This is a genomic window from Latilactobacillus graminis DSM 20719 (assembly GCF_001436415.1).
GTDB classification, from domain to species: domain Bacteria; phylum Bacillota; class Bacilli; order Lactobacillales; family Lactobacillaceae; genus Latilactobacillus; species Latilactobacillus graminis.
Window position 1 is genome coordinate 1 of the sequence record NZ_AYZB01000061.1, and the last position, 1,302, is coordinate 1,302.

1 protein-coding gene is annotated in these 1,302 nt (G+C 43.7%); it reads left to right on the forward strand.

Translation table 11 applies throughout. From position 1 onward, the window contains the following. Positions 1 to 1,230: relaxase MobL (mobL, locus tag FC90_RS09380; RefSeq protein ID WP_057908820.1), on the forward strand; the 1,230-nt coding region annotated here is incomplete at its 5' end. Positions 1,231 to 1,302: the final 72 nt, after the last annotated feature.

A 1,302-nucleotide genomic window follows, 5' to 3' on the forward strand; every position in this document is an offset into this window, starting at 1 on the left:
TACGCGGCTACACGGGAGAGCATTAATAAACTGGAAGAAAAGTCTGGTTTAAAAGGTCAGTGGACAGGAGCGGTTCACTACAATACAGACAATATTCATGTGCACGTTGGCTATGTTGAACGCAATCCAACACGTGAGTGGATTCATTATCAAGATAAACAGAAGCGGTCCCTCTCAGGCTGGCAATTTAAAGGTAGTTTAAAGAAGAATGATATTAAGGCTTCCAAGGCTAAATTTGTTAACCAGCTACTAGAACTAGAGCCACAACTCACAAAAAGTCAGAATTTAATGAAGCAAATTCTGCACGATGCCGGAAAAAATAGCAGAGAACTTTTTACCCAGCAATACAAAGATTTGACCGCCGTACTTATTGAAAAGTTGCCGGACAATCGTTCTAAATGGGCTTACGGATATGCCGAAAAAAACGGTTTTAAAAATGAGCTTGATAAGTTGTCGAACCTCTATCTAAATACACAGCAACCCAAGCAGCTGGAGCAGCTTAAAAATAGTCTGCGTCCGATTTCCCAAGAGTACGAACGTGCTTACGGCAATCCAAATAATAAACCGACCTACGAGCAAAATAAATTGTATGGCAAAGACGGTTTGTACTATAAATTCGGTAACAGTATTTTAAAGACACTGAAGGAGGAAGTACCGGAACAAGTTACCCAGCATAACGCCAAAAATATTTCGCCGGCTGAAGCCGAGCGATTGACTGGACAGTCTCAGTCACCTGGTACTCAGGTGAAACCGAATGCCCCTTTGAAAAACGTGCCTGGCACCATCAATGAAATCGACCTGGCCGCACAAGCTGTTGAACAAGAGCTTAAAAACTTTCAAACTGCCCGGCCAAAATTTGAAAAGACTATTCAGCAAGTTATTGACCGACCAGCGTTCAATAACGAGACTCAAAATAATCAATTAAATTCAAAAACCAACGTTGATCACGAGCGCCCGGGGCACCGATTACCACCCAACCTAAATCAGCAGCTTACCCAGGCAAGTGATCAAGAGGTTACTGCCGAAAAGAAAAACTACAGTAACCAGGTACAAAGACAACGGGCCACCCAGGTTGATCGGCGGGCCATTACTAGCAAACAAGCTAGTCAAAATAACACTATGTACAGCATGCGCCGTATTGTTGGCATGCTTACCGGTAGTTTAGGCGCAGTACAGGCGGAAATTACGAGCCACCAGCGCCAAAAATCTATGGAACATGCTCAAAACTAAGCGCGTCTACAGGCGCAGACCTTTTTTAGAAAAAGTTCGGTCTGTCTGTCGTAGGAAGACGGGAGGTGAACT